Annotated in this window: 27 protein-coding genes; 9 read left to right on the top strand and 18 right to left on the bottom strand. The window is 71.7% G+C overall.

Translation table 11 applies throughout. The features are described from left to right. Window positions 1-10: 10 nt before the first annotated feature. Window positions 11-913, top strand: a complete 903-nt coding sequence (locus PV682_RS02470; RefSeq protein WP_319723451.1) for a Gfo/Idh/MocA family protein — start codon at window positions 11-13, stop codon at window positions 911-913. Here PV682_RS02470 and lnt read toward each other — a convergent pair. Continuing rightward, entirely contained in the window at window positions 840-2,444 is a 1,605-nt protein-coding gene (lnt, locus tag PV682_RS02465; protein ID WP_319723449.1) for an apolipoprotein N-acyltransferase, read from the bottom strand. The genes PV682_RS02470 and lnt overlap by 74 nt on opposite strands. A 48-nt stretch (window positions 2,445-2,492) precedes the next feature. Next, entirely contained in the window at window positions 2,493-2,966 is a 474-nt protein-coding gene (locus tag PV682_RS02460; RefSeq protein WP_319723447.1) for a nuclear transport factor 2 family protein, read from the bottom strand. A gap of 108 nt (window positions 2,967-3,074) precedes the next feature. On the opposite strand from PV682_RS02460, the gene PV682_RS02455 reads away from it, so the two are divergent. Further along, window positions 3,075-3,671, top strand: a complete 597-nt coding sequence (locus tag PV682_RS02455) for a DUF4291 domain-containing protein (RefSeq protein ID WP_319723445.1) — start codon at window positions 3,075-3,077, stop codon at window positions 3,669-3,671. Between the two features lie 9 nt (window positions 3,672-3,680). Here PV682_RS02455 and PV682_RS02450 read toward each other — a convergent pair whose 3' ends face one another. Continuing rightward, the gene (locus PV682_RS02450; protein ID WP_319723443.1) at window positions 3,681-4,352 is read right to left on the bottom strand and encodes a hypothetical protein; all 672 of its coding nucleotides are present in this window, start codon (window positions 4,350-4,352) and stop codon (window positions 3,681-3,683) included. A gap of 179 nt (window positions 4,353-4,531) precedes the next feature. Beyond that, on the bottom strand, window positions 4,532-5,068 hold the full coding sequence (locus PV682_RS02445) for a hypothetical protein (RefSeq protein WP_319723441.1): 537 nt from the start codon (window positions 5,066-5,068) through the stop codon (window positions 4,532-4,534). A 117-nt stretch (window positions 5,069-5,185) separates the two neighbouring features. Between PV682_RS02445 and PV682_RS02440 the strand changes: the two genes are divergently transcribed. Further along, on the top strand, window positions 5,186-5,923 hold the full coding sequence (locus PV682_RS02440) for an SDR family oxidoreductase (protein ID WP_319723440.1): 738 nt from the start codon (window positions 5,186-5,188) through the stop codon (window positions 5,921-5,923). Between the two features lie 507 nt (window positions 5,924-6,430). On the opposite strand, the gene PV682_RS02435 is transcribed toward PV682_RS02440, so the two are convergent. The 8 genes from PV682_RS02435 to PV682_RS02400 all read right to left on the bottom strand — a co-directional run bounded on the left by PV682_RS02435 (window position 6,431) and on the right by PV682_RS02400 (window position 12,861). Then, entirely contained in the window at window positions 6,431-6,610 is a 180-nt protein-coding gene (locus PV682_RS02435) for a hypothetical protein (protein WP_319723438.1), read from the bottom strand. A gap of 172 nt (window positions 6,611-6,782) precedes the next feature. Further along, window positions 6,783-7,268, bottom strand: a complete 486-nt coding sequence (locus PV682_RS02430) for a hypothetical protein (RefSeq protein WP_319723436.1) — start codon at window positions 7,266-7,268, stop codon at window positions 6,783-6,785. A gap of 168 nt (window positions 7,269-7,436) precedes the next feature. Beyond that, window positions 7,437-8,120, bottom strand: coding sequence for a uracil-DNA glycosylase (gene ung, locus PV682_RS02425; RefSeq protein WP_109365041.1), 684 nt, complete (start codon window positions 8,118-8,120; stop codon window positions 7,437-7,439). Between the two features lie 91 nt (window positions 8,121-8,211). Next, window positions 8,212-9,783: an ABC transporter substrate-binding protein gene (locus PV682_RS02420; RefSeq protein WP_407705593.1), complete on the bottom strand. Its 1,572-nt coding sequence runs from the start codon at window positions 9,781-9,783 to the stop codon at window positions 8,212-8,214. Between the two features lie 192 nt (window positions 9,784-9,975). After that, entirely contained in the window at window positions 9,976-10,731 is a 756-nt protein-coding gene (locus tag PV682_RS02415) for an SDR family oxidoreductase (protein ID WP_319723431.1), read from the bottom strand. 10 nt (window positions 10,732-10,741) lie between these two features. Then, the gene (gene fabG, locus PV682_RS02410) at window positions 10,742-11,503 is read right to left on the bottom strand and encodes a 3-oxoacyl-ACP reductase FabG (RefSeq protein WP_319723429.1); all 762 of its coding nucleotides are present in this window, start codon (window positions 11,501-11,503) and stop codon (window positions 10,742-10,744) included. A gap of 162 nt (window positions 11,504-11,665) precedes the next feature. Then, window positions 11,666-12,085, bottom strand: a complete 420-nt coding sequence (locus tag PV682_RS02405; RefSeq protein WP_079056997.1) for a DUF3037 domain-containing protein — start codon at window positions 12,083-12,085, stop codon at window positions 11,666-11,668. Between the two features lie 17 nt (window positions 12,086-12,102). After that, window positions 12,103-12,861, bottom strand: coding sequence for a HipA family kinase (locus PV682_RS02400; RefSeq protein WP_319723427.1), 759 nt, complete (start codon window positions 12,859-12,861; stop codon window positions 12,103-12,105). Between the two features lie 183 nt (window positions 12,862-13,044). On the opposite strand from PV682_RS02400, the gene PV682_RS02395 reads away from it, so the two are divergent. Beyond that, window positions 13,045-13,545, top strand: a complete 501-nt coding sequence (locus tag PV682_RS02395; protein ID WP_055722575.1) for a Rieske (2Fe-2S) protein — start codon at window positions 13,045-13,047, stop codon at window positions 13,543-13,545. Here the strand turns inward: PV682_RS02395 and PV682_RS02390 are convergent. Then, window positions 13,532-14,152, bottom strand: coding sequence for a cysteine hydrolase (locus tag PV682_RS02390; RefSeq protein ID WP_319723424.1), 621 nt, complete (start codon window positions 14,150-14,152; stop codon window positions 13,532-13,534). The genes PV682_RS02395 and PV682_RS02390 overlap by 14 nt on opposite strands. A 174-nt stretch (window positions 14,153-14,326) precedes the next feature. Between PV682_RS02390 and PV682_RS02385 the strand changes: the two genes are divergently transcribed. Then, window positions 14,327-14,791, top strand: coding sequence for a pyridoxamine 5'-phosphate oxidase family protein (locus PV682_RS02385; protein ID WP_319723422.1), 465 nt, complete (start codon window positions 14,327-14,329; stop codon window positions 14,789-14,791). Window positions 14,792-15,276: 485 nt separating this feature from the next. On the opposite strand, the gene PV682_RS02380 is transcribed toward PV682_RS02385, so the two are convergent. Continuing rightward, window positions 15,277-16,602, bottom strand: coding sequence for an aminotransferase class I/II-fold pyridoxal phosphate-dependent enzyme (locus PV682_RS02380; RefSeq protein ID WP_319723420.1), 1,326 nt, complete (start codon window positions 16,600-16,602; stop codon window positions 15,277-15,279). Window positions 16,603-16,637: 35 nt separating this feature from the next. On the opposite strand from PV682_RS02380, the gene PV682_RS02375 reads away from it, so the two are divergent. Further along, window positions 16,638-17,336 carry a pyridoxamine 5'-phosphate oxidase family protein gene (locus PV682_RS02375; RefSeq protein ID WP_319723418.1) on the top strand — a complete coding sequence of 233 codons (699 nt, stop codon included), beginning with the start codon at window positions 16,638-16,640 and terminating at the stop codon, window positions 17,334-17,336. Between the two features lie 279 nt (window positions 17,337-17,615). Here PV682_RS02375 and PV682_RS02370 read toward each other — a convergent pair whose 3' ends face one another. From PV682_RS02370 to PV682_RS02360, 3 genes are all read right to left on the bottom strand, one after another. Beyond that, on the bottom strand, window positions 17,616-18,521 hold the full coding sequence (locus tag PV682_RS02370; protein ID WP_319724180.1) for a DMT family transporter: 906 nt from the start codon (window positions 18,519-18,521) through the stop codon (window positions 17,616-17,618). A 182-nt stretch (window positions 18,522-18,703) separates the two neighbouring features. Next, window positions 18,704-19,675 (bottom strand): EamA family transporter, encoded by a 972-nt coding sequence (locus tag PV682_RS02365; protein WP_319723416.1) that lies wholly within the window; start codon window positions 19,673-19,675, stop codon window positions 18,704-18,706. Window positions 19,676-20,016: 341 nt separating this feature from the next. Beyond that, window positions 20,017-20,556 (bottom strand): Clp protease N-terminal domain-containing protein, encoded by a 540-nt coding sequence (locus PV682_RS02360; RefSeq protein WP_407705584.1) that lies wholly within the window; start codon window positions 20,554-20,556, stop codon window positions 20,017-20,019. 224 nt (window positions 20,557-20,780) lie between these two features. Here PV682_RS02360 and PV682_RS02355 point away from each other — a divergent pair, with 224 nt between their 5' ends. Both PV682_RS02355 and PV682_RS02350 read left to right on the top strand, forming a co-directional pair. Then, window positions 20,781-20,960: a hypothetical protein gene (locus tag PV682_RS02355; RefSeq protein WP_319724178.1), complete on the top strand. Its 180-nt coding sequence runs from the start codon at window positions 20,781-20,783 to the stop codon at window positions 20,958-20,960. Window positions 20,961-21,055: 95 nt separating this feature from the next. Continuing rightward, a complete protein-coding gene (locus tag PV682_RS02350) occupies window positions 21,056-21,487 on the top strand; it encodes a type II toxin-antitoxin system Rv0910 family toxin (protein ID WP_319723412.1) in 432 nt (143 codons plus the stop codon). A gap of 110 nt (window positions 21,488-21,597) precedes the next feature. On the opposite strand, the gene PV682_RS02345 is transcribed toward PV682_RS02350, so the two are convergent. Then, a complete protein-coding gene (locus PV682_RS02345; protein ID WP_223008838.1) occupies window positions 21,598-22,221 on the bottom strand; it encodes a PadR family transcriptional regulator in 624 nt (207 codons plus the stop codon). A gap of 157 nt (window positions 22,222-22,378) precedes the next feature. Here PV682_RS02345 and PV682_RS02340 point away from each other — a divergent pair, with 157 nt between their 5' ends. Then, entirely contained in the window at window positions 22,379-23,272 is an 894-nt protein-coding gene (locus tag PV682_RS02340; RefSeq protein ID WP_319723406.1) for a class I SAM-dependent methyltransferase, read from the top strand. Window positions 23,273-23,330 lie beyond the last annotated feature (58 nt).

Raw genomic sequence — 23,330 nt, 5'->3', positions numbered from 1 at the left:
AGGAGTAGGCGTGAAGGTCGGCTGCATCGGGCTCGGGGACATCGCGCGGAAGGCGTACCTTCCGGTGCTGGGCGGGTCGCCGGGAGTAAGTCTGCACCTGCACACCCGGACGCCCGCGACGCTCGAGGACGTCGGGGAGGCGTTGCGGGTGCCGGCCGCCCAACGGCACGCCGGGCTCGACGAGTTGCTGGCCCAGGAGCTGGACGCCGCGTTCGTGCACGCGCCCACCGCCGCGCACCCGGAGATCGTGACGCGGCTGCTGGAGGCGGGCGTACCGACGTACGTCGACAAGCCGCTGGCGTACCAACTAGCGGACTGCGTACGGCTGGTGGAACTCGCGGAGGCGCGCGGCGTGTCGCTGGCCGTGGGGTTCAACCGGCGGTACGCGCCGGGGTACACGCAGTGCGCCGACCATCCCCGCGAGCTGATCCTCATGCAGAAGAACCGCATAGGGCTCCCGGAGGACCCGCGCACGATGGTGTACGACGACTTCATCCACGTCGTCGACACGCTGAGGTTCCTCGTGCCGGGCGAGGTCGAGGACGTCACCGTGCGCGGGCGGGTCGAGGACGGGCTCCTGCACCACGTCGTCCTCCAGCTCGCGGGCGACGGTTTCACCGCGCTCGGCGTGATGAACCGGCTCAGCGGGTCGAACGAGGAGGTCCTGGAGGTCTCCGGGCAGGACACGAAACGGCAGGTCGTCAACCTCGCGGAGATCATCGACCACAAGGGTCAGCCGAGCGTGCGGCGGCGCGGCGACTGGGTGCCGGTGGCCCGGCAGCGGGGGATCGAGCAGGCGGTGCTGGCGTTCCTCGACGCCGTGCGCGCGGGGAAGACGCTCAGCGCACGGGACGCGCTGGCGACTCATGAGCTGTGCGAGCGGGTCGTGCGCGAGGTGTCCGCCGCAGGGTGACGGCGTACGCGGCGAGCGCGAGGAGGGCCGCGTACACCATCCAGTCACCGTAACGGGCGTACAGCGTACGGCCGTTCGCGAGCGGGACCTCGTACACGGCCGTCGCGCTCGTGCTCGTGCCGAGGGTGCGGCCGACGCGGTGGCCCGACGGGTCGTAGACGGCGGAGACGCCCGTGAGCGTCGCGTGGACGAAGGTGCGGCCCGTCTCGGCGGCGCGCAGGGCGCCGAGCGAGGCGTGCTGCGCCGGGGCCCAGCTGTGCTGGAACGACGAGGTCGAGGACTGGGCGACGAGGATGTCGGCGCCCTTGCGGGCGAGGCTGCGGCTCATGTCGGGGAACGCGGTCTCGAAGCAGACCATCGGGCCGATCCGCAGATCGTCGCCCACGTCCATGACGACCTGGTGGGTGCCGCGCTTGCGGTCCTCGCCGGCCGCCTTCCCGACGGACGTCGCCCAGCCGAGCAGCGAGCGTGCCGGGACGTACTCCCCGAACGGCACCAGCCGCATCTTGTCGTACCGGTCGCCGGTCGGGCCGTCCGGGCCCACCAGGATCGAGCTCTTGTAGATGCCGGGGCGGTCGGAGCGGCGCGCGTCGACGTTCACGAGGATGTCCGCGCCGGTCGCGCCCGACAGCGCGGCGAGGCGCCGGGCCAGGTCGGGGCGGTCCTTCAGGTCGTATCCGACACTGCTCTCGCCCCACACGATCAGATCGACGTCCTGTCCGACGAGCTGCCGGGTGAGCTGCTCCTCGCGGTCGAACCGGCGGTCGGGGCCGTCGACCACGCCGGCCTGGACGACGGCGATCCTGGTCCGGCCGGTGGTCTCGGGGCGCGGCGCCCCCAGGTGCGCGGCACCGGCCGCCGTCGCCGTCGCGAGAAGCGCGGCCAGGGCGGGCGTACGGGCGGCGGGTACGGCGATCAGGATCGCGAGGGCCGTGTTGACGGCGACGACGAGGAAGCTGAGCAGCCACACGCCGCCGACGGAGGCGAGCCGCAGCGCCGGTTCGACCTGCCATTGGCTCGCGCCGAGCATGCCCCAGGGGCCGCCGAGCCCTTGCCAGGAGCGGACGAGTTCGACGAGGAGCCAGGCGGAGGGGAGGACGAGGAGGGCGGTCACGGTCTGTTTCGGGGTGGGTGACCGGGGGGACAGGGCTCGGCCGGGCTCGTCGAACCCCCGCCCGGTGCGATCATCCGACCCGCCGCTTTCGGGCCCCGTACCCAGCAGCCTCCGTACCAACCACCCCCACGGCCCCCACAACGCCCCCAGCAACCCCGCGATCACGAACGTGAACACGTTCAGGCTCGGCAGCAGCCAGTGGTGCATCGCCAGCATGAACCCGAACCCCCCGGCCCACCCCTCGTACACCGCGCGCCTCCCGGTCGGCGCGCTCCGGACGAGGAGCAGCCACGGCACCAGCGCCGCCCACGCCCACCACCACAGCCCCGGCGCGGGGAACGCGAGCACCGGCAGCGCGCCGGCGAGCGCGGCGAGCGCCGTACGGCGGCGGGGGGAGGTCGACCAGCGGGTTGTCATACGGCGCCTCCCTGTCGATGTGCGTCCAGTGTGCGCGGCGTCCGCGATCTACGACAGGGGAGGCTCGGCCAGTCGGCGCCATTTCTCCTCGACGACGACCTCCGTGAACCGCCATCCGTCGTACGTCCGCACGAGCGTGAACGCGTACCGCCCGCCGGCGATGAAATCAGGGACCGTGCCGGGCGTCTCCCCGTTCGCGAACCGCATCGGGTTGACGAAGTCCGCCCGTACGCGGGCGGTGTCCCCGAGGTCCTGCTCCAACTGCTCGAACACGACCCGCCGATTGACGATCAGATGCTGCCGCATCACGAACAGCGGCATGCTCTCCGCCAGCCATGCGACGACCTCCCGCACACCCCCCTCGATCCCCCCGGCCGACGTGTAGTCGGCCCGCCCCTCCCCCACGAACAGTGCCTCGTACGCCCCCCAATCGGCGTCGTCCACGGCCCTCGCATAGTCGGTGATCAGCTCGTCGACGGCCAACCGGTCCATCACGGTGGCAAGTTCCACACGCTGGGTCATACGACCGAGTCTTGGGGATCACGGGGGCGGAGCCAAGAGGCCGTGGCAAACCGTCCTTGAGTTGATATTCGGTGGCCCCGCCCCCGCTCCTGCGGCGAGGCTTGCGGCGTGGAACATCCGAAGTATCAGATCCGAGCCCGGCACACCGGCACCACCCTCACCGTCTACCAGGCATACCGCCCCGAGATCGGCCTCCCCGCCGCCCGCGACGGCCGCTTTCCGTCCACCTGGAGCCGCACGCGCATGACCTGGATCAAGCCGTCGTTCCTGTGGATGATGTACCGCTGCGGGTGGGCGGAGAAGGAGGGCCAGGAGACGGTCCTGGCCATCGAGATCAAACGGGAGGGCTTCGAGTGGGCCCTGCGCAACGCCTGCCTCTCCCATCACGTGCCGGAACTGCACGGGGAACTCGCCGACTGGAAACGCGAGTTGAAGCGGGCACCGGCCCGGGTGCAGTGGGATCCGGAGCGGAATCTGCTGCTGGCCCCCCTGCCCCACCGGTCTCTTCAGCTGGGCCTGGCGGGGGAGGCGACAGAACGGTACGCCGACGACTGGATCGTGGGCATCGAGGACGTCACCGGGCTGGCGAAGAAGGTCCACGCGCACGTGCGGGCGGGTGAACTGGACGCGGCGGCCTCGCTGTTGCCGGAGGAACGGCCGTACGGGATCGACGAGGCGGCGCTCGCACATCTGCGCAGGGGCTGAACGGGCCCCTCAGCCCCTGAGCTTGTCCAGCTGTGCCTCGATGACCGCTTTCGGCACACTGGCCGGCTCCTTGCCGCGTGGTCCGCCGGGGCGGCTCAAGGTGGTGAACATGACGACCGTGGCCCCTTGTCGAACTGCCACCACCGCGTGAGGCACCCGGACCGGTTCGTCGTCCTCGCCGTCCGACACCAGCTGCGTGAGCCGGATGGACACGGATTCGTCGCCGTAGCCGGGGTCGGGTCGGAGCTGGACCGCGTCGTAGTCGTAGCGCACCAGAATGTCCCTGAAGGTCTCGCACCGCTCGGCGGCCGTCCGCAACTCGTCGATCACCTGCCTGGCCTCTCCCGGGCTGTGCGACGCGAGGGTCATGTGCGCACTGGCTCCGCTCTCCTTCGGAGAAACGAGCCGGGCGGTGCGCGCGATGGCCGCGAAACCGCTGCTGCCGCCCACCGCCTGCATGACAGGCGCGCATTCGGTAGGGTCCGCCGTCTTGCGGGACGCGAAAGTGGCAGCGGTTTCCCGGCGCACTTCGTAGCCGGCGAGATCCGTGCCGGCGATCGTCGCCCGCTCCAGGTCCGCCTCGCCCAACGGCTTGTCCTGTGCACCGGACGTCCCTGTCGGCTCCGCCGTCGCACCCGCCCGGGAGTCCTGTCCGGTTCCACACCCGGCGAGCACCACCAAGGTCATGAGCATGGCAACCATCATGCCGACACGTGCCTGACGAACCACTGTTTCCCCACCCGTTTGATTCCGCGACGCGAGCCCACCGGCCCGGCCCAAGACAGTGGGCAACACAGTAGGTCGTCCGCTGGGGAGAGACATGGGTTTTTGAAGCTCCGGGCGGCTCCTCCCGGGGGCTGTCAGTCGAACGCCACCACGAGGCGGACGCCGTCGTCGCCGAAGCGCCCTGCCAGAGCCTTCATCACGGCGAAGACATGGGGCCAGTGGGTCTCAGGGCCCAGGACAGCGCCGACGGTCAACGGCTCGTATCTGCACATCAGTTCGCCGGTGGTCCATTCGACGGGTCCCATCGTGCTGTGCGGGCCCGGGGTCGGCGTGCCTACCACGGCCAGGGCTTCCGGCGGCCATGGGTCGGGCACGAGCTGTTGGTGCAGGACGGAGGGCAGTGACTTCGCGTGCCAGGTCAGCCGGCCGACGAAGTGCCCCGGCGTGGCCGCGGGATCCAGTGAGGCGAGCTCCGCCCAACTGACCCAGCTCGCACCGTACATGTCTCCCGCCGCGACCCAGGACTCAAGCTGCGAGCGCAGCCCACTCGACAGATCGACGGGAAGACCGCGGTCCGGTGCGAGCGGGTGAAAGCCCGCGTGGTTGCGCACTCCGAAGAGACTGCCGAAGGCCGCGTAGTCGGCCTGGTCGTACAACGGCCAGAGGTCCATGGCCATCACCTGCCGGCTCTCGCCCTTGCCGAACGAACGAGCCCATTTCGCGCCCGACGCGGTGTGCCAGGCTGTGGACGTACCGTGAGGTTCGCTGTCGCACACCCCGGAGGCCCCATGTCCCCTGTCACTGTCGTCACCGGCGGGAGCCGGGGCATCGGCGCGGCGATCTGCCGCCGGCTCGCGGCCGAGGGGCACGACGTGGCGATCGGGTACGTCCGGGACGCCGGCGCGGCGGAGGGGGTGGCCGGGGCGGTGCGGGACGCCGGCGCTCGTGCCGTCGTCGTGCGGGTCGATACGTCCGTCGAGGCCGACGTGGAGCGGCTGTTCGAGGTCGCCGAGGGGCAGCTCGGCGCGGTGACCGGCCTCGTGAACAACGCGGGGGTGACCGGCCCGCTGGGCCGCCTCGCGGACGCCGACCCCGTGGATCTGCGGCGCGTCGTGGACGTCAACCTCCTTGGCGTACTGCTGTGTTCACGCCGGGCGGCGCAGCTGATGGCCCCTCGGGGCGCCGGGGCGATCGTCAACATCTCGTCCGCCGCGGCGACGCTCGGCAGCGCCGGGGACTATGTGCACTACGCCGCGAGCAAAGCGGCCGTCGACGCGCTGACCGTCGGGCTGTCCCAGGAACTGGGGCCCGACGGCATCCGTGTCAACGCGGTCGCGCCCGGGATGATCGACACGGAGATGCACGCAGCGATGGGGGACCCGGACCGGGCACACCGGGCGGCCTCGGCGATCCCGCTGGGGAGACCGGGGCGGGCCGAGGAGATCGCGGGGGCCGTGGCCTGGCTGCTGTCGGGGGAGGCGGCGTACACGACGGGGGCGGTGCTGCGGGTGGCGGGCGGGAGGTGAGCGGAGGGGCGCGCTGGGGGCGGGCGGACACGGAGGGGGTGGTGCCGTGGATGGCGGGCAGGAGGGGCGCGCTGGGGGCGCGGTGCTGGGGGCGGGCGGAAGGTGAGCGGAGGGGCACGCTGGAGGGCGCGGTGCAGGGGGCTGAGGAGGCGGTGCTGGGGGCGGGAAGTGCGCAGAGGGGCGCGCTCGCCGCGTACGGCGCCCTGCTGACCGCGTACGAGGTAGCGCTGGGGGCGGGAAGTGAGCGCGTGGTGCCGCGGATGGTGGGCATGTGGTTGCGGGGAGCCCCGGTGGGCAACGCCTTGGCGGCTGTTCTGCGGCGGCGGCGCTCCGCAGGGTACGCCTCTGATCGCGAGCCGCTCGCGGTGACGCCCGCGCCGGTTCACGGAGGGCGTCGTCGAGGAGGAACGGCGCCGACCGGCAGAGCCGCCTCCGCCGTGCACCGCGGACCCGGCGCGAACACTCACGCCGGCACGGCGAACGCCCTCGCGGCTCCCCCGCGGAGCGCTACGCCGCCTCGACGACCTCGCCGCGTATCGCCTCGGCCCACTCCACGACCAGCAGTTCGTACTCCGCGCGCTCGTGCGCCGACAGCGACCCGCCCGCGCGCAGCCACAGCGACCTGATCCGCTCGTTCAATTCAGTAGCGGACCGCACGGAACCAGGGGCACCAGGATCGGGGGACATGCGGACAAGCCTAGGGGCAAGCGCTGACGGTCCGCTACCGCCCGGCTACCCGAACTGTATGGGGTTGGTCACGGCCTTGTGGATCAACGCCCGTACGGCGCAGGAGCTTTGACGCCCGACGCCGTACGCCGCACCCCACCCGCACGCCCCGAGATCCGGCGCCCGGCGAGACTCACCGCCCACTCACCCCCCAGAACCCCCACGCCTCCCCCTCCCCTTCCCCCAGCCTCCCCGCAAGCCGCTCGATGGCCTCCCGTACCCCCGAGCTGTACCCGTCCTCCCCCAGCCCTCGCGCCGCCACCCGAGCCGCCCGCAGATGCGTACGGGCCGCGTCGGGACGCCCCAGCTTCTCGTAGTCGGCGGCGAGGTTGAGGTGCAGGGAGGGATAGAGCGAGCGTACGGCGGACGGCGTCTCGTCGGCGGCGGTCAGCGCACGGAGGTCCCAGGCCAGCTCGTCGGAGGGGTCGTCCTGCGTGTCCGCGAGGTAGTGCGCGAGCGTGCAGCGATGCACCGCCTCACCGTCCTCCCCCACCTCCCCCCACATCTCCAGCAACCGGTCCCGCGCCTCTTCCCGGTCACCTCCGTGATGCAACATCACGACCTGCCCGATCCGCGTCAACAACGCGTCCACGGCCTCCTGCTCCCGCTGCTCCGCCACCGCGCGCCCTCCGTGCCAGGTCGTCCATGCCACCCAGGACGTTAACCGCAGGGACCGACGATCCCGGTCGGCGACACCAGAGACCAGACACCACAACCCACCCGACGTGACCGGCCGACGCGCGCCCCCTCACAACGCCGGCCGACCGAAGCCGAAGGCCCCCCGCCCTCACTTCAGATTCGGAACCGTCCAGTCGATGGCCGCATGCCCCTGCGCAGCCACCGCCTCGTTGATCTGCGTGAACGGCCGGGACCCGAAGAACCCCCCCTTCGCGGACAGCGGCGAAGGATGCACCCCCTGCACCACGACATGCCGCTCGTCGATGAGCCGGGCCTTCTTCTGCGCGTAGGCCCCCCACAGCACGAACACGGCGGGATCGGGCCGGGAGGCCACCGCCTTGATCACCGCGTCCGTGAACTTCTCCCACCCCTTGTTCTTGTGGGAGTTGGCCTCACCGGCACGAACGGTCAGCACGGCGTTGAGCAGCAGCACCCCTTGCTGGGCCCACGGCATCAGATATCCGTTGTCCGGAATCGGCGTCCCCAGCTCGGAGTTCATCTCCTTGTAGATGTTGCGCAGGGACGGCGGAATCCGCACACCGGGCCGGACGGAGAAGCAGAGCCCGTGCCCCTGCCCCTCACCGTGGTACGGGTCCTGACCGAGGATCAGCACCTTGACCTGGTCGTACGGCGTGGCCTCCAGCGCCGCGAAGACCTCTTCGCGCGGCGGGTAGACGGGACCCTTCGCCCGCTCCTCCTCCACGAACTCGGTCAGCTCCTTGAAGTAGGGCTGCTGAAGTTCGTCCCCCAGGACCCCGCGCCAGGACTCGGGCAGCATGGCGGTGTCGGTCACGTCATCGTCCTTCGATCGTGCGGTGTCTTCCACTTCCGGAACACTTCCAGAACTTACCGCCGCCCACTGACAATCGGCCCCGCGGCCCCTCTCACCAGCTCGTCTTCCGGGACAGCTCCCACACCATCATGATCGTCGCCGGGTCGAGGGACCGCTCCGCGCCGGCGATGTCCTCGCTCGCGGCGAGGTACTGCTTCCCCTGCCACAGCGGCAGCAGCCGCACGTCCTCGACGAGGAGTTGCTGGGCCTCCTGGAAGTCCTTGACGACGTCGGCGCGGTCGCTCTGCCGGCGGGAGCGCGGCAGCAGGACGTCGGTGATCCGCTTGATGTCGTAGGGCGTGCCGAGCGCGTTCTGGCGGCCCACGAACGGCGCGATGAAGTTGTCGGGGTCGGGGAAGTCGGGCTGCCACCCGCGCCCGAAGACCGGGTACTCGCCCTTCTGGTAGCCGAGGACGTACGTGTTCCAGGGCCGGCTCTTGAGGGTCACCCTGAACAGCCCGGACGCGTCCAACTGGGCCTTGATCTCGTTGAATTCGAGCCGGGTGTCGGAGCCGTACCGGTCGGTGGTGTACCAGAGGGTGAGCGGTACGGGCGTGGTGACGTCGGCCTTGTCGAGGATCGCGCGCGCCTTGCCGGCGTCGGGTTCGCCGAAGACGTCGAAGTAGGGCGTCGTGTGCCCGGTGAGGCCCTGCGGGATCATGGAGTACAGGGGCTCGACGGTGTCCTGGTAGACCTTGTGGGCGATGGCGCCCCGGTCGATGGTCTGGGCGACGGCCTTGCGTACGGCGATGTCGTTCGCGGCCGTGTCCTTGGGGTTGAAGACGAGGTAGTTGATGGCGCTCCCGGCGCCCTCGTGCAGTTCGAGTCCCTTGTTCTCGTCGCTCTTGCTCTCCAGGGAGACGACGTCGTCGGCGGCGAGCCCCTGGTAGGTGATGTCGATCCCGCCGTCGCGCAGGGACTTGACCATGCTCGCGGAGTCCGGGAAGTAGCGGATGGTGACGGCGTCGTTCTTGCGGGCGGCGAACCCCTTGTACGTCGGGTTGCGCACGAGGACGGCCTCTTTGCCCTGGTCGTAGGCGTCGAGCCGGTACGGCCCCGAGCCGATGACCCGGGAGTCCTTGCGCAGCGAGTTGTCGGGGTAGGCGACGGCGGGCACGAGGGAGAGCGCGGGGGTGGCGAGGACGAACGGGAAGGTCGCGTCGGGCTTGTTGAGCCGGAAGACGACACCGCGCTCGCCCTCGGTCTCGACCTTGTCGAGGGAGCCGAGGAGCCCGGCGGGACCGGTCTGCGCGTTGATCGCGCGGATGCGGTCGACGGAGTGCTTGACGGCGGCGGCGTCGAGCTTGTCGCCGTTGGAGAACTTCAGCCCGGGTCTCAGCTCGCAGCTGTAGACGCGGTGATCGGCGCTGAAGGTGCAGCTCTGGGCGGCGTCCGGCTCGGGCGAGGTCGCGCCGTTGGGGTAGGAGAGCAGCGTCTGGTAGACGTTGCGGAACAGCTCCCAGGAGCCGTCCCAGGCACCGGCCGGGTCGAGGGTGCTGGGCGCGCTGGTGGTGCCCACGACGATGGGCCCCTTGTCCCCGGAGCCGCTGTCGGAGAGGTAGCCGCAGCCCGCGACCATCCCTAGGGAGGCGATCACCGCCACACCCCGCAGGCTTCGCTTCATGAACACGCGCACGCTCCTCGATCGGCCGTACCAAGGGGGGTTGGCGCGAGACCCTACCGCAGCGCGGGGCGGCGTGAACCGGTTCCTCGTACACGTATTCGTACGAGGAGGAGTACGCCTCAGGCGCCGCCCAAAGCGCCGAAGGCGCCGCCCCAGGTCAGGAGCGACGCCTTCGCGAAGGTGCGACCGTGCTTATCCCACAGCCGCGTTGAGGAAGATCCCCCCGTCGACGACGAGTGTCTGCCCGGTGATCCAGTCGGACTGGTCGGACGTCAGGAAGGCCGCCGTCCCCCCGATGTCGGACGGCACGCCGAGCCGCCCGAGCGGGTACGCGGCAGCCGCCTCCGCCTCGCGCCCCTCGTACAGCGCCTCGGCGAACTTCGTCTTCACGACGGCCGGCGCGATGGCGTTGACCCGCACCTTGGGCGCGAACTCGTGCGCGAGCTGCTGGGTGAGGTTGATCATCGCGGCCTTGCTCATGCCGTACGCGGCGATGAACGGCGAGGGCGCGATCCCGGACACGGACGCGATGTTGACGATGGCGCCGCCGTTGTCCTTCTGCCAGGCGTGCCAGGTCTTCTGCGCGAAGCCGAGCGCGGAGATGACGTTGGTCTCGTAGACCTTGCGGGCGACGTTCAGGTCGAGGTCGGCGAGCGGTCCGAACACCGGGTTGGTTCCGGCGTTGTTGACGAGGAAGTCGACGCGCCCGAAGGCTTCCATCACGCGGTCGACGGCCTCGGCCTGGTGGTCGAGGTCGTGCGCCTTGCCGGCGACGCCGATGACGCGGTCGGCGCCGAGCCTGTCGACGGCTTCCTTGAGGGCGTCCTCGTTGCGTCCGGTGATGCACACGCGGTCGCCGCGCGCGACGAGCGCCTCGGCGACGCCGTACCCGATGCCTCGGCTGGCGCCGGTGACCAGCGCGACCTTGCCGGAGAGTTCCACAGTCATGGGGTGCTTCCTAGTTGACCGGGCCGCCGGCGACGTACAGGACCTGGCCGGAGACGAATCCGGCCGCCTCGCCGGTGAAGAAGGCGATGGCGTTGGCGATGTCCTCGGGCTCGCCGACGCGCTGGACGGGGATCTGGGTCGCGGCGGCCTTCTTGAAGTCCTCGAAGTCCATGTTGACCCGGTCGGCGGTGGCCTTGGTCATCTCGGTGGCGATGAAGCCGGGCGCGACGGAGTTGGCGGTGATGCCGAACTTGCCGAGCTCGATGGCGAGGGTCTTGGTGAAGCCCTGCAACCCGGCCTTGGCGGCGGAGTAGTTGACCTGGCCGCGGTTGCCGAGCGCCGAGGAGGAGGAGAGGTTGACGACCCGGCCGAACCCGGCGTCGACCATGTGCTTCTGGACCGCGCGGGTCATCAGGAACGAGCCGCGCAGGTGCACGTTGAGGACGGTGTCCCAGTCGGACGCGCTCATCTTGAACAGCAGGTTGTCGCGCAGGACACCCGCGTTGTTGACGAGGATCGTCGGGGCGCCCAGTTCGGCGGCGACGCGCGCGACGGCGGCCTCCACCTGCGCCTCGTCGGAGACGTCCGCGCCGACGGCGATGGCCTTGCCGCCGGCCGCGGTGATCTTCTCGACGGTGTCCTTGCAGGCGGCCTCGTCCAGGTCGATCACGGCGACCGCGCGGCCCTCGGCGGCCAGCCGTACGGCGGTGGCGGCGCCGATGCCGCGTGCCGCGCCGGTGACGATCGCGACGCGCTGTTCTGTGGTGGACATGTGCTGCTTCTCCTCGCCCTTGAGAAAACCCTCTTGAAGAACGCCGGCTGGCCCTCGCTGTGCGGTGAGCAACCGCTTAGTACCTTCGCCACCCGTGACGCTAGAAGCCCCGGCACTCCGTGTCAACGGGCCACCCGGCCACTGTGATCGAAACCCCGCCGGTCACCTCACCAGCAGATCCAGCAACCGTTCCGCCTCGGCCGCCGGATCCCCGGTCAGCCCGGTGTGCACGGGCCCCGGCTGCACGACGGCCGACCGGGGCGCGACGAGCCACCTGAACCGCTTCCCGGGATCGTCCCCGGCGCTCTGCCCGGCGGCCTCGCAGACCCGCTCCACGGCCCCCAGCGCCGCCCGCACGCCCTCGACGTCCGCCCGGGGGTCGAGGGCCAGCAGCCGCGCCTCGTCGAGATGCGTACGGGCCCCCACGTACCCCTTGGCGCGGCAGTACACCAGCACGCCCGCGTTGACGCACTCACCGCGCTCCACGCGCGGGACGACGCGCAGCAGCGCGTACTCGTAGACGTCCCCGGCGGCGCTGCGCCCGTCCCGGGTGATGTGCCGCTCGGTGAGCTGTCCGGCCATGTGGGTGAGGTGCTCGGTCATGCGCTGATCCCCTTCACGCGGGTGTGGATGTCGGCCGCCCGGGCCAGCAGCGGCGCCGCGTACGCCCGGCGCAGCGCGTCGGGGTCGTCGAAGCCGGCCTCGCCGGTGAGCCACTCGTCCGGGATCTCGGCGGTGACCTCGGCGAGGAGTTCCCCGGTGACCTGCGGGGCGAGGTCGGCGGCGGCGCCCGCGACGTCGGGCGCGAAGGCCGCGAGGGCGTGGTCGGAGGCGTCGTAGGGACGGGCGGCGGAGGTCTCGGCGGTCGGCCAGTTGTGGTGCCAGATCATCGTCGCGCCGTGGTCGATGAGCCAGAGCTCGTCGCGGTGCATCAGCAGGTTGGGGTTGCGCCAGGAGCGGTCGACGTTGTTGATCAGCGCGTCGAACCAGACGATCCGCCCGGCGTCCTCGGCGCTCACCTCGAAGGCCAGCGGGTCGAAGCCGAGCGCCCCGGAGAGGAAGTCCATCCCGAGGTTGGTGCCGCCGCTGGAGCGGATCAGGTCCTGCACCTGCTGGTCGGGCTCGGCGAGTCCGAGGACCGGGTCGAGCTGTACGGTGACCAGGCGCGGCATGCGGAATCCGAGCCGCCGGGCCAGCTCGCCGCAGACGACCTCGGCGACCAGCGTCTTGCGGCCCTGGCCCGCGCCGGTGAACTTCAGGACGTAGGTCCCGAAGTCGTCGGCCTCGACCAGACCGGGCAGCGAACCGCCCTCCCGCAGGGGCGTGATGTAGCGGGTGGCGGTGACGTCCTTGAGCATCCGCCCAGGTTACCGAGGGCGGGCCGACAGCTCGACGACAGCTCTGGCTTACGCCCGCCCGACCGCCCGCGCGCGAGGATCGCGGGACCTCCCCGGATCGGGGCCGCGCTGAACGGTTCACGGCCCGCAGCCGTACCCGTGTGCGTATCCCGAGAATCCCACCCCCCGAAGGGAAACCTCAGCATGACCAGCGGACCGCTCAAACCCCTCGCAGGCCCCGCCCGTCGTACCGTCGTGACGGCGGCCGGAGCGGCGGGGCTCGCCGTGGCGCTGACCGCGTGCGGAAGCTCCGACGACGACTCGTCGGCGGCGACCGGTTCGAACGACAACGGCACCACGGGCTCGACCGGTTCGACCGGGTCGTCCCCGTCCACGACGACCGGCGGCTCGGCCGGCGGCGCCGCGCTCGCCACCACCGCCGACATCCCCGAGGGCGGCGGCAAGGTCTTCGCCTCGGAGAAGGTCGTCGTCACCCAGCCGACGGCGGGCACCTACAAGGCGTTCTCCGCCGTCTGCACCCACCAGGGCTGTGCGGTCAAGAGCGTGGCGGACGGCGTCATCAACTGCCCGTGCCACCAGAGCAACTTCTCCATCGAGGACGGCAGCGTGAAGAGCGGCCCGGCCCAGAAGCCGCTCCCGTCGGTGAACATCACGGTCAGCGGCAACAACATCACCCTGGCGTAGCAGGGGAGTCGAACCCCGCCAGCACCTCGTCCGTGGTCGCGACCGTGGCGACCAACGCGAGTGTGTGGCGGACCATCGCGGGGGTGTACTCCGGCGGCACCCCCGCGATCGCGTCCGACGCGACGACCACCGTGTAGCCCGAATTCACCGCGTCGAACACCGAGTTGGGGATCGCGACGTTCGCCGACACCCCGACGACGACCAGCGTCCGGCACCCCAGGTTCCGCAGCAGCGCGTCTACCTCGGTCCCGTGCAGCGGCGACAGCCCGTGCAGTCTCGGTACGACGATGTCGCGCTCGTCGACCTCGATCGGCGCCGCGACCCGCACCGCGCGCGAACCGGCGAGCTGCTGGACGGGCAGCCGCTCGGCGGCCCGGAACAACCGCGCGTTGCGGCTCGCGCCCTTCCCGTCGGGCCGGCGTTCCGCGACCGCGTGGACGACCTGTACGCCCGCCTCGTGCGCGGCGGCGACCAGCCGGGCGACATTGTCCAGCACGCCCGACTTCCTTGCCTCGGCGGCGAGTTGGGGCAGGGCGGCGTCCTCTCCGACGACCCCCTCCTGACACTCCACCGTGAGTAGAACCGCATTCTCGGTGTCGAGAATCACATCTCCCCCTGGCTTCCGGGTCGCCCGAGAGGGTAGCCGCCATTGCGTCGGCCCGGAAGGCGGACCATGCTGATTTCTGACGATCCGTCAGAGGATCTTTCGGTGTCCTGTGAGGAAACCCGGCGGGGCCGGACGTAAGGAAAGACGGAACGAGCCAACAGAAAAGGGGGCCGCATGACTGTCACTCAGCGTCGGGGCCGCAAGATCATGATGACGCCGGGGGAACTGGACGAGTTCCTCGACACCCAACGCACCTGCCGGGTGGCCACGGTGTCGGCGGACGGCGCTCCGCACGTCAGCGCGCTGTGGTTCCTCTGGGACGGCACCTCGCTCTGGCTCTACTCGGTCGTGCGCAGCAAGCGGTGGACCCACCTGCGCCGGGACCCGCGCGTCGCCATCGTCGTCGACACGGGCGAGGAGTACGACCAGCTGCGGGGCGTCGAGCTGTCCGGAACCGTCGAGTTCATCGGCGAGATCCCCCGCACCGGAGAGCTGTGCGCCGAACTCGACGCCGTGGAGACCCGGTTCGCCCGCAAGAACTTCCGGCTGGACTCCATGCCGCACGACGGGAGGCACGCGTGGATACGCCTGACACCGGAGAAGGTGGTGTCGTGGGACTTCCGGAAGCTGGGGGCGTGAGGTCCGTTCAGGGGACCTGACACCCGCTCACGAGCCCCTCTCCGACGCCGACTTGAGCGCCTCCACCGCCGCCCTGACCGACGGGCGGCGGTCGGCGCCGGCCCGCCCGGACCACGTACACGTGCCGGCGCACCCCCGCCGCAGCGGCACGGTCACCACGCCCTCGGGCACCGGGTTGCGGCCCAGCAGAGGCGCGAACCCGGCCTGGACGAGCCCTGGTCAGGGGTGCGTCTCGTTGCCCTGATGAACCGTCAGCGGCTCGCTGCCCCGCGCCCTCAGCGTGAACTTCAGCCACTCGTGGCAGAACTCGCCCTCGGCCCACATCACCACCCACCCTCGGCGAGCGGCACCCCGCCGTCCATGCTCGCCGCAAAGCGCGAACTCCTCCCCCGGGGCGCCCGCACGGAGTCGGCCCTCTCCGCGACCGGCGCGCAACTCCAGTGGCGAAGCAACCGCATTGAACCCGCGCCCGGAAAACGAACGACCTATACCACTCCCCAATCGGAAGAACCCTTCACAGCCTCGGCGACGGCCCGAGCGAATTCCTCCGTCTCCTCCTCCCGCAGAGTGGAGACCGTCACCCGGATACCGGGACCGGAGTTCACCCGGAACCTCCCACCGGCGGCCACGGCCCACCCTTCCCGCAGCAGCCGAGCCACCACACCCGTCTCGTCCTCGACGGGAATCCACACGCCCAGCCCGCTCCGCCCCCGAGCCTCGACTCCTCGTTCCCGCAAAGCGTCGATCAGTGTCTCCCGGCGGCCCCGGTAGACCCCGCCCACCGCGGCCGGATCGACACCTCCGTGCTCCCACAGCCACACCACAGCCCGCTGCACCACCAGGCTCACCCACCCCGCCCCCAGGCGCTGCCGGCCCCGGACCCGGTCCACGGTCACCGCGTCCCCGGTCATCACGGCGACCCGCAGATCGGGCCCGTAAGCCTTGGCGACGGACCGCACGAAGGCCCAGTGCCGGGTGACCCCGCCCAGCGGGCAGAGCGGCAGATCCACGATCCCGTGCCCGTGATCGTCCTCGATGACCAGAACCTCGGGATGTTCCCCCAGAGCCTGGCGCAGTTCCCGGGCGCGCCCGGGGCTCACGGCGGCCCCGGTGGGATTCTGCGCCCGGTCGGTGATCACGACGGCCCGCACCCCGGATTCCAGAGCGCCCCGCAACTCCGCGACGACGGGCCCTTCGTCGTCGACGGCGACCGGAACGACCCGAAGCCCGAGAGCCGCCACCAGATCGAGCACCCGGTTCCACCCGGGGTCCTCGACAGCGACGGAGTCGCCGGGCTTCAGATGAGCCCCCAGCACCCGCTCGACCGCGTCCAACGCCCCTGACGCGACGACGAGTTCCCCCGCGGGCACCCCGTCCGCGTCGAACGCGCGCCGAGCCGACCGCCCCAGCTCGGCGTCGACGGGCGCCTCCCCGTACAGCACCGGCGCCCGACCGTTCGTCGCCGCGACGAACGCGGGCCCGAGCGCGGGCAGCAACGCCGGATCGGGGTTCCCGGAGGCGAGGTTCCGCACCCCCACCGGCACGGAGACGACCGCCCGCTCCCTCCCGGTCGTAGCGGGCCGCGCCCGTACCCTGCTCCCCCGCCGCCCCTGCGTCTCGATGACGCCCCGCTCCCGCAGGACGCGGTACGCGGCGGCGACGGTATTGGGATTCACCCCGAGCGTGACGGCCAACTCCCGCATGGGCGGCAGCAGTTGACCTGGCTCCAACGCCCCTTCACGCACCGCGCGCTCGATGCTCGCGGAAATGTCGGCCGCACGACGACCTTGGATCGGATACTCTTCTAGCACAAACAACAGTATGCACTAGTGCAATGGAGAACGCCATGCAGGGAACCACCGCACAGCAGCCGGCCACCCCGGACACGCCCCCCGCTCCCTACGCCAGGACCGACCGCACGATCCCCACCCGCTCCCCCCAACGAGCCTCGTACGACAGGGACGTGGTCCACGCGATACTCGACGAGGCGTACGTCTGCCACCTCGGCTTCGTCCGGGACGGCGCCCCCGTCGTCCTGCCCACCCTCTTCGGCCGCGTCGGCGAGCGCCTCTATATCCACGGCTCCACCGGCTCCCGCCCCCTGCGCATGACCGGCCGGGCCGCCGAGGGCCTCCCGGTCTGCGTGACCGTGACCCACGTCGACGGCCTGGTCCTCGCCCGCTCCGCCTTCCACCACTCGATCAACTACCGCTCGGTGGTGATCCACGGCCTCGCCCACGACGTCACGGACCCCGCCGAGAAGCGCGCGGCCCTGGACGCCCTGGTGAACCACGCGATCCCCGGCCGCGCCGCCGACTCCCGCCCGGCGAACAAGAAGGAGCTGGCGGCGACGGCCGTGATCCGCCTGGACCTGACGGAGGTCTCGGCGAAGACCCGCACGGGCGGCGTGAACGAGGAGCCCGAGGACCTGCCCCTCCCGCACTGGGCCGGCGTCATCCCCGTACACCGCACCTACGGCACCCCACTCCCGGACCCGGCCCTGGCACCCGACACGGAACTCCCCGCGTATCTCGGGGAGTTGTGATCCCGATGCACCTTGGGGGAGCCGTACCACCGATACGCGTCCCCGCACCACCGGAGGCCCGGCCGGCACGCGGCCCCCACGGCCGGGCCCCGGCCGCGACGCACAGCCCGCACGCCCCAGGCCCGGCCGCCGAGGCGCGGCACACACAGCCGGGGCCCAGCCGACGCTCAGACCCCACGGCCGGGCCCCGACGCGCACAGCTCACACGGCCGAGGCCCCGGCCGGCGCGCGACCCGCACGAGCCCCCCACCCCAGCCGCCGAGCCCGCCCCGCCCCGCCCTACTCACCCCCTCCCCGAGCCTCCGCCACCGCCAGCCCCGCCACCGACCCCAGCATCAGCACCGTCCCCACCACCGTCGCCCCGGTGACCCGCTCCCCCAGCACCGCGACCGCCAGCACGGCCGCGCTGACCGGTTCGAGGAGCATCACCACGGACACGGTCGCCGCACGGACGACGGCCGCGCCGGCGAAGTACAGGGCGTAGGCGAGGGCCGTGGGGACGGCGGCGATGTAGCCGACGAGCCACACCACCTGCCCCGGGTCGGCGGTGTGCGGCACCAGCCCCTCCCCCACCGCGAACGGCAGCAGACACAGCGCGGTCACCGCGAACGCGCCGACGGTCGTGCCGGAGGCGTCCTCCGCGCTCCCCCACCGCCGGGTGATCAGCGTCAGCGCGCAGTACCCGGCGGCGGAGACCAGCCCGAGCAGCACGCCCCAGGGCCGTACGACCCCGCCCCCGCCGCCCGCGAACAGCACGCCGAGCCCGGCGAGCGCCCCGGCGACGGCGAGGACGCCGCCCCGCCCGAGCCGCTCGCCCAGCGTCAGCCGCGCGCCGAGCGCGATGAACACGGGCCCGGCGCCGAGGGTGACGACGGTCCCGACGGCGAGGCCGGTCGCGGACACGGCCGCGAAGTACGCCGTCTGGAACACGGCGAGCGCGCCCCCACTGGCCAGCGTCAGCGCCCACCACCGGGCACCCCGCGAGCGACGGCCGGGCCGGCGCCGTACCGTACGTACCGCCTGCGCGGCCAGCAGCAGGGCCAGCCCGACGACGCAGCGCCAGAAGGACAGCGACACCGCGCCGAGGTCACTGACCCGGAAGACCAGCGAGGCGGCGGCCCCGGCGGTCCCCCAGGCGACCCCGGCGACGATCAGGTAGAAGAGCCCACGGCCGACCGGCGACATGGGCAGGGAAAAAGTAGACACGCGTTCTCCGCAGAAGCACACGAGATCCGAAGAGTGGACTTCGTCTGCGGGCAACACCGTTCAGCCCGGCGGCATCACAGCCGCGCCGGGCCAGTCACTCCGGAGGCCCGCCTCAGGCGGCCGGAGGCGGAAGAACGAGCGTCGAAGGCATGGTCAGGACCCTATACGGCGGTCTCGCGCGCGGCCAGGCCGGATTCCGGACGCCCGCCCGCCACCGGCTCCCCGGACACCTTCGCGGGCGTCGCCGACTGCGCGACGAACGCGCCCAGCAGCACGACCGCCCCGCCCGCGAGCTGCGCCGCGCCGAGGTGCTCCCCGAGCAGCACCCACGCGAGGACGGTCGCGATGACCGCCTCCGAACACGACACGACGGTCGCGACCTGCGGCGACAGCCGCCGCACGGAGACGACGCCGGTCGTGTACGCCACGACGGTCGCCACCAGCACGATCCACCCGAGCAGCAGCCACGCGGGCACGCCGGCCCCGTTCATGTCGGCGCCGCGCCCGAGCACGGCCCAGTCGAGGTCCCAGGGGCGCGCGACGACCGTGAGGACGGCGGCGCCGACCAGCAGCCCGTACGCGATCACCCCGAACGGGTCCGGCGCGTCCTTGCCGGTGCCCCCTCGGTCGGACAGCACGAAGTACCCGACCTGGCAGCAGGCGGCGCCCAGCGCGAGCAGCACCCCGAGCGCGTCGAACCGCATCCCGGCCCACACCTCGACGACGCAGGCGAGCCCGCCGACGGCCAGGACGACGCCGGCCACGGCCCGCCGGCTCACCGCACGCCGCTGCACGAACCGCACCCAGCCCAGCACCAGCGCGGGCGCCAGGTACTCCAGCAGCAGCGCGACCCCGACGGGCAGCCGCGAGATCGACCCGAAGTAGAACGCCTGCACTCCGGCGACGCCGAGCAGCCCGAACCCGGCGAGGAGTCCGGGCCTGCGCCGTACGAGATCCCGGTGCCGCCAGGCCACCGGCACCATCACCAGCGCGGCGAGCCCCACCCTCAGCCACACCACGTGCAGCGGTTCGAGCCCGCCCTCGATCAACGGCTTCGCCGCGACCCCGGACCCCCCGAACGCCACAGCGGACACCGCCGCCAGTCCCAGCCCCACACCATTCGCCTTAGCCACGCCGACATGATGACACCAGCAGACAGCACCGTCACCCCACCAAGCACCTGTCTCGCCCTGTGAACAGGGGGAGCCCGCCAACGAGCGACCCCGCCGACATTCCGACAACGACCCCAACAGCCTCCCGGCCGACTCCCATGACGATCTTCCAGCAGCCCGCCCCAGCGATACCCGGCCCAGCCGCCCCGGCGGGCTCCCCGCGAGCCACCCCAACTGCCTCCCGCCCCGCCCGCCCCAGAGCTCTCCCAGCCACCTGTCCCAACAGTCCCCCGCCCGGCCACCCCGGCGGGCCGTCAGCAAGCCATCCCAGCGATCATGCCCCCACGTCCACCCCCGCCACCTCACCCCCACCCCGTCTCCCCGGCCTCCCCCTTCTCCACCCGGTCCAGCACCTCCCCCGCGTCGACGCCCGCCCGCGCCAGCACCTCCACCGCCCTGGACCGGGGATCCGCCAGCACCGCCGCCAGCAGGTCGACCCCTTCGGCCAGCGTCACCCCCCGCCGCCGGGCCCGCGCCCGAGCCGCCTCCAGCGCGACGGCCGCGACGGGCGAGAACCCCTCGGCGACGGCGACGACCGGCAGCTGACCGGAGTCCTCGACGCCGCCCTGCCACCGCAGCCCGTACCCGATGCTGCGCTGGACGAGATACCCGAGGACCCGCGCGACCCGCGCCTCCTCACCGAACGCCCCCCGCACCCCGGGGTCGGACTCCAGCAGCGAGTGCAGCAGATGCGCGCTGTCGATCTGCCGGTCGGCGCCCCGTACGGCCCTGCGGCGCGCACCGGCGACCGCCGCCACGAGCTCCGCGCCGAACCCGGCGACGTCGTCCACGGTGGGCGGTACGGATTCATGGACCGTTTGCCGGGGAATACGGGGTTGCACCCCCTCACCCCATCAGTCCCGGACGCCCCCGGTCATCCTCGGTGCGAAGCATTTCCGCCTCCCACGCAAAGGGGACGAGGCACCCCGCAATCTCCTCCTTACGGATGACATCAGGCGAGCCCCCATCTATGGGGGCGCACATCACACCCCCGCACGCCCTGTACGCAACCACGAGGTGGGCGCTCACGTCACAGTAGTGAGAGAGGGGGTTCCGCTTGATGACCGTGAGCTGGCTGGTGGCGCTCCCGTCGGTCGACGGCCTCCAGTACGTGTACCGCGTCTACGCCCCCGAGGACGCCCTCCCCGCCGACCTGTTCTGGGCGGCCTGGCACTGCCACGACGAGGGCCCGCACCCGCGCGCGTGGGACGTCTTCGACGCGGCGGTGATACAGCGCCTGCGGTGAACGGCGGCCCGTTTCCCGCGAGTTCGCGTGTCTTGCAAGTTGCGGGCCCCGGAGCTACGTTCCGCGCACCCTGGCCGATTCGAAGAGGTGGTCGCATGGCCGAAGTGAGCGCCGAGGCACGCATCGAGGCATCGGCGGAGAAGATCTGGACCCGGCTGACGGACTGGCCGGCGTACGGCGAGTGGAACGCGACGCACACCGACTTCCCCCAGGGCGGGCCGGCTTCGCTGGAGACCGGGGCGACGTTCCAGGAGAACATGAAGCTGATGGGGTTCCCGGCGGAGGTCGAGTGGACGATCGGCGAGCTGACCCCCGCGCGCACCTTCACGATCACCGGCAAGGGCCCGATGGCGGTCGCCCTCCTGACGCGCTACACCCTCACGCCCGACGGCCCTTCGGCGACGAACGTCCGCATCGACGGCGAGTTCACGGGCGCGGCGGTGTCCCTCATGGCGGGCAAGCTGAAGGACTCGGCGACGGCGGCCCTCAACGAGTCGCTGCGGAAGCTGTCGACGCTGGTGGCCTGAGAGCACGCCGGACACGGGCAGGCGCCCCACGGAATCCGCGGGGCGCCTGCCCGGCCGTACGACGATCGCTCCCCGTCGGCCCAGTACTCGTCAGCTCAGCACTCGTCGACTCAGTCCTCGTCGGCGAGGATCAGATACAGCTTCTTACGAGCATCGTTGACAACAGCCAGAGCCTTCTCACGCTGCTCCTTGTTCCCGGTCCGCCAGACCTGCCCGAACGCCTCGAAGAGTCCGGACCCGGCCTGCCTGATCTCGTGCAGTGACTCCCAGTCGACCCCGCGCGTGGCCTCCTCCCAGGGCGTCTCGGCGACGTCCTCGGCAGCCGCGCGCCCGGCCTCGGTGAGGGAGAACAGCTTCTTGCCGCCCTCGCTCTCACTGCTGATGAGCCCTTCGTCCTCCAACAGCTGAAGCGTCGGATAGACGGACCCCGGGCTCGGCTTCCAGGCCCCGCCACTGCGCTCGGCGATCTCCTGGATCATCTCGTAGCCGTGCATCCCCCGTTCCTTGAGCAGGGCAAGAATCGACGCCCGCACATCCCCTCGCCGGGCCCTCCCCCGTGGCCCACCGCGCCCGCGCCCGCCCCAGGGCCCGCCCCCGAACCCAGGCCCGGGCCCGAACCCGCCCCCTCCCGGCCCGAACGGCCCGAAGGCGGCCCGCCGCCCCTCGAACCCACCACGCCCGCCACGCTCCCGCGGGTCCTGACCATGTCCACGCTCGAATCCATGCATACGCATCCGACTCACTCCATCCCATTCCGGACCGGCGATCTTCTTCAACCGATCGCGATACGCCAACGATATATCGGAACCGATCGCCTGACAACCCTCGCCCGGAAATCCGCTCGCGAAAACCCGCTGGAGCCCCCGCACCCCTGTCCGTACCGTCCCAGAGGTGACCTACCTGAGCCCCCTGGCCTACCTGCTGGGCATAGAAGGCGCCGCCCTCCTGCGCGCTCTGCGCGAGCGAACCGCCGACCGGGAATTCGTCGAGGCCCGCATCGCCGAGATCCGCACCCTGCTGGACACCCCCGCCCTCGCCGAGGGCGTGACAGCGGCGGACGACGCGATCAGCACGGCCGACGTGTACCGCTCCTGGGCGCCGCACTACGACGCTCCCGGCAACCAGATGATCGAGGTCGAACAGCCCGTCGTCCGGCGTCTCCTGGACGCCCTCCCCGTCGGCACGGCCCTGGACGCGGCCTGCGGCACCGGCCGCCACACCGCCTACCTGCACGAGCTGGGCCACGAGGTGACGGGCGTCGACGCCTCACCGGAGATGCTCGCCCTGGCCCGAGAACGCCTGCCGGACGTCACCTTCCACCAGGCCGACCTGCACCGCCTCCCGATCGCCGACGACACGATCGACACGGTCGTCTGCGCCCTGGCCCTGACCCACGTCCCCGACCTGACCCCCGTCCTGACGGAGTTCACCCGCGTCCTGCGCCCCGGCGGCCACCTGATCCTCTCGGACGCCCACCCCCTGGTCCCGTACCTGAGCCCCACCCTCCCCCGCCACACCACCCCCACCGCCCCGCCGTCCCTCCTGAAGGAACACCACCGCTCCCTGAGCGCCTACCTCACCGCGGCCCTCCCCCTGGGCCTCCACCCCCACCACTGCGAAGAGCCCGCCCGCCCGCACCGCCCCCTCCCCCCGACCGCGCCCCCACTCCCCACCCACATGACCTGGGACCTCCTCGACTGGACCCCGCAAGCCGCCACCACAGCCCTGAACGGCTCCCCGCTGGCGGTCGTCTGGCACTTCCGGCTCGAAGCCGGAACGAGCTGAGCACCGGTTCCCATAAGCCGGCCGACCCCGCTCCCCACCGGTCAGGAATCGAGAAGCG

This window comes from Streptomyces niveiscabiei, assembly GCF_033794345.1.
In the GTDB taxonomy this organism is placed as follows: Bacteria; Actinomycetota; Actinomycetes; order Streptomycetales; family Streptomycetaceae; genus Streptomyces; species Streptomyces niveiscabiei.
This window is presented reverse-complemented; position numbering and strand designations above follow the sequence as displayed.